Origin of the sequence: Streptomyces synnematoformans (assembly GCF_039531005.1) — a bacterium.
GTDB classification, from domain to species: domain Bacteria; phylum Actinomycetota; class Actinomycetes; order Streptomycetales; family Streptomycetaceae; genus Streptomyces; species Streptomyces synnematoformans.
Genome location: NZ_BAAAPF010000453.1, coordinates 1 through 4,091 on the forward strand (window position 1 = coordinate 1; position 4,091 = coordinate 4,091).

Genomic DNA, 4,091 nt, shown 5'->3' on the forward strand with positions numbered 1-4,091 from the left:
GGCGGGCGGCGGCGGTGGCGTCGAGGAGGCGTCCGTACGACGTGGACGCGCGTGGCACGGTCTCCATCGCGCCCAGCTCCGCGGCGCCGATGCCGTACCCCACGCGGACGTCGGGGCCGCGGCCGTCGGCGGGCTGCAGCACGGCGAATCCCCGGCGCGCGCCGACGAGTTCCGCACCGGCCCGCACGATCTCGTACAGCGCTTCTGTCAACTCGGTGGTGCGGGCGAGGCGTCCCGTCAGCTCGTGCAGCGCGGTGAGGTCGCCGGCCCAGGCGGACAGGCGGTCGTACGAGGCAGCGGAGGACTCGGAAGGGTGGGCGATAGCGGGTCGGAGGAGCCGTTGCAGCTCAATTCCAGCCACATTCGGGAACGGTGGGGTGCTCAACGCCGACGGCTTTCGCGCAGCGGTCGCGCACCCGCGGACCGCGGTACGGGGCGGCCCCTCCGTACGGGCCTGACCGGCATATGCATCGCGCTCAACAGCATCGCAGACCCCCATCTCATGCTGCACCACTCGCAATAGATCCACATTTACACGGACTGGTGATGCGATGTCCAGTGTTGTCGGCTTGGGCATGGTGGTGTCCGCGGGGCTGTTGAGATTGGCTTAAAATCGACGGGTGCTCTGTTCAATTGCGGTCGACTGGATTTCGACACGGAGGTCCCCACACAAGCCGGCAACGGCAGGAACCCGCCCAGGCGGCAGTGCGTCCTACAGAACAGAGCCCGGGCTCCGCCATCGCGTGCTGTGCCATCGCACGCCCCGACGCACCGAGCAGCGCACCGACGCAGCAGAGACACCGCAACGAGACCGCAGTGACTGCATGACCCTCGCAAGGTGATCGGCCAGCAGACCCTGGTGCCACGGAAGGATGAGCGCTTATGCGCGAATATCCCGGAAAGCGGCGCAGGCGTAACGGGCAGCGGGCGCTGCCGGACGCGGCGCTGACGTTCGCTTCGCAGTGGCAGTGGCCCGTCGTGCCCGGAGCGGGCCTCGAATCCCCGCGGCGCGGCCGCCGGGACCGGACGCAGACCCCGAACACGAATCCGAATCCGACCTCGACCCGGACCTCGGCGCCCGCGCCGGCCCCGGCCGACCGGCCGCGCGACCGCGCGTGCGCCTGCCCCTATCCGGAGTGCACCGCACCCGGAGCCCATCCCCACGACCCCGGCGTGCTCGCCGCGACCACGGACCCGCGCATGGTCCGCTGGTGGTGGGAGCGGCGGCCGGACGCGCCGGTGCTGCTCGCCACCGGCGGCCGGGCGCCGAGCGCCGTCAGCCTGCCCGCGGTGACCGCCGCCCGGGCGCTGACCCTGCTGGACCGGCTCGGAGTGCGTACCGGGCCGGTGGTGGCCACGCCGGAGCGCTGGGCGCTGCTGGTGGCCCCGTACGCCTACGACGAACTCGGCGAGCTGCTCGGCGCGCACGGCTGGGTGCCGGCCTCCCTCGGCTTCCACGGCGCCGGCGGCTACCTGGCGCTGCCGCCGTCGCAGACGGGCGCCGGCCGGGTCCGCTGGGAGCGGGCGCCGCGGCCGGACGGCGGCGGCGCGCCGTGGCTGCCGCCGGTGGCGTCGGTCGTCGACGTGCTGGTGGAGGCGGTGGCCGCGGCCCCCGACGGGGGCAGCAGACTCGCCGGCTGACCGGCGCGTACGGCGGCGGGTCCGGGGCACTTCCGCCGGAACTCCGCCGCGGCGCCGGCGGCCGCGCAGCCAGCGGCCGGGCAGACAAAGGCCCGGCCGCTGGCGACGGGGGATGCACCAGCGACCGGGCTACAAGCGACGGTAACAACACTTCGGCGTTTCGCAAATTCGAACACCGTAATTCCCGTCAAATGATGGGCCCCGTCATACCACCCGGTATGCAGCTGATCAGCTGAGCGTCACCTGGCGGTTCGCAAGCCCGCCGCGCGCCTTGCGCTCCGTCCCCGTGAGCGGCTCGGTCACGGCCAGCGCCGCCGCCAGCCGCTCTCCGAACTCCGCGGCCGGCTTCTCGCAGTCCGCCGCCGTCATCGACGACGGCAGGTCCCACACCGGCACCACGAGCCCGTGCGCGCGGAATGACCCGACGAGCCGGGTCTCGTCCGCCAGCGCCGAGGTGCCGGCCGCGTGCAGCCGGGCGAGGGCGTCCAGGAGCCGCTCCTCGGGGTGCGGCATGACCCAGCGCAGATGGTTCTTCTCCGGCGCCGCGCACCAGTACGCCGCCTCCACGCCGTCGAGGCGGGCGGTGGGGATCGCCGCGGAGTTGGCCCGTTCCAGCGAGGCGGCGACCTCGCCGGTGGCCGACTCCGCGTCGTCCAGCCAGAACTCGAACCCGTCGTGCACGACCGGCTGCAGCGGCACCGAGGTGTCGAGGAGGTCCTGCAGCCGCGGCCCGCCCGCCGCGTCGCCGCCCGCCCCGCCGCCCGCAAGCCCGGCCGGCTCGACCGGGGAGCCGGGGGCGGTGGTCAGCGCGCGCTGGAGCACGTCGGCCAGGTCGCGGCTGATGTCGCCGGAGGCGGTGTCGTTCTGCAGCCCGAGGAGCACCGCGCCGTCGTCGCGGCGCAGCGCCGGCCAGGCCATGGGCAGCACGGTGGCGAGGGTGAGCGACGGCACGTCGTCGGGAAGGCCGGCGGTGAGCGTCAGCCCGGCGGTGCCCGCGGGCACCAGCTCGCGCAGCGCCACCCAGTCGCACTCGCCGGCCAGCCCCTCGAAGGGCCGGCGGACCAGCTCGGTGACGGCCTGCGCGGCGGCACGGCCGTGGCACGCCTTGTACCGCCGGCCGGAGCCGCACGGGCAGGGCTCGCGGGCGCCGACGACGGGGATCTCGCCGGCGGGCACGGCGGCGGGCTGGGCGGCCTGCGTACGGGGGCGGCGCTTCTTCGCCATGGCTGGATTGCTCCGTTCGGGGCGCGGACGTGTCACGTACCGCCGGAGCCTAGTCCCAGCGTGCGGTGTGCGGGCGCGGCGGCCGGTTCGGCGGCCGGGCCGGGCGGGTCAGGCGCCGGGCAGGGACGCCCAGACCGTGACCTCGCCGAGAGGGCCGGGGTCGTAGCGCACGCCCCAGTCGCAGGCGAGGGAGGAGATGATGGCCAGACCTCGGCCGCCCTTGGCGGTGACCGAGGGTGTGGCGGGAAGTGGTCGGGTGGGTCCGCCACCGTCCGTGACGGCGACGGTGACGCGGCCGTCCGGGTCGACGTGCCAGTCGGCCCGCACGCGGGTGTCCCCGGTACCGGGGGACGGGACGGCGGGCGGCTCGGCGGGAACCGTGGCGGCGGGTGCCGGGACGGCGGCGGCGGGCGCCGGCACGCAGCCCGGGGCGGGCGTCGGGGAGGCGTCCGCGCAGGCCCGTTCGAGCACCTCCGCGTCCGCGGTTGCCGCGGCCGTGGCCAGCGGTCTGGCGTGTCTGCAGGCGTTGCTGAGCAGCTCGGACAGGACGAGGACCGCGTCGTCCACCGTCGTCTCCGCCATCCCCCGGGCGCGCAGATCGGCGCGGAGGCGGCGCCGCGCCAGCCCCACCCCGTCCGGGCCGTGGGGAACGGCGATGGACGAAGCCGGCGCCTGCTGTGCCACCACGAACATCACCACCCCCAACGATCTCCTCGCCCCGCAACAGGGAGTCAATGCCCCCGCCGGGTGGATCGGAAACCGGCCAACCGGCGACCGTTGGTGCACTCGTTACGTAACCGTACGCAGTGCGTGCGCCGGTGTACTACGCGTAGTCATGCATCGGCGGTCGGCGGAGTGTCGTAGCCGATGCGGTCCAGCTGGTCGCGGACCTGGCGGGGGCGGTTGGTGATGACGGCCTCGACGCCGAGGCGGGCGCACATGGCGACGTCCTCGGGCTCGTTGACCGTCCAGACGTGGACGCGGTGCCCGGCGCGGTGGAGCCGGGCGACGTAGTCGGGGTTGCTGCGGACGATGCGCAGGCTCGGGCCGGCGATGCCGACGCCGCGCGGGAGGCGGCCGTCGCGGAAGCGGGGGAGGAGGAACTGCATGAGGAAGACGGTCGGGACGGCGGGCGCGGCGGCGTGGACGCGGTGCAGCGAGCGGGCGGAGAAGCTCATCACCCGCACGAGGGGGGGCTCGTCGCCGACGGGGGCGCGGGCAGGGGC

At 74.8% G+C, this 4,091-nt stretch carries 4 protein-coding genes and 1 pseudogene; 1 reads left to right on the forward strand and 4 read right to left on the reverse strand.

Going from position 1 to position 4,091, the window contains the following annotated elements:
• Nucleotides 1–361, reverse strand: a pseudogene (locus ABD317_RS34190) (PP2C family protein-serine/threonine phosphatase); the annotation flags it as partial.
• Between the two features lie 521 nt (nucleotides 362–882).
• Here ABD317_RS34190 and ABD317_RS34195 point away from each other — a divergent pair.
• Nucleotides 883–1,641 carry a bifunctional DNA primase/polymerase gene (locus ABD317_RS34195; RefSeq protein WP_344295287.1) on the forward strand — a complete coding sequence of 253 codons (759 nt, stop codon included), beginning with the start codon at nucleotides 883–885 and terminating at the stop codon, nucleotides 1,639–1,641.
• Between the two features lie 228 nt (nucleotides 1,642–1,869).
• On the opposite strand, the gene ABD317_RS34200 is transcribed toward ABD317_RS34195, so the two are convergent.
• From ABD317_RS34200 to ABD317_RS34210, 3 genes are all read right to left on the reverse strand, one after another.
• Nucleotides 1,870–2,865 (reverse strand): DUF5926 family protein, encoded by a 996-nt coding sequence (locus ABD317_RS34200; RefSeq protein ID WP_344295289.1) that lies wholly within the window; start codon nucleotides 2,863–2,865, stop codon nucleotides 1,870–1,872.
• A 108-nt stretch (nucleotides 2,866–2,973) separates the two neighbouring features.
• Nucleotides 2,974–3,564 (reverse strand): ATP-binding protein, encoded by a 591-nt coding sequence (locus tag ABD317_RS34205; protein WP_425582514.1) that lies wholly within the window; start codon nucleotides 3,562–3,564, stop codon nucleotides 2,974–2,976.
• A 134-nt stretch (nucleotides 3,565–3,698) separates the two neighbouring features.
• Nucleotides 3,699–4,091 (reverse strand): glycerophosphodiester phosphodiesterase family protein (locus ABD317_RS34210; RefSeq protein ID WP_344295291.1); only part of this gene is annotated, 393 nt, incomplete at its 5' end.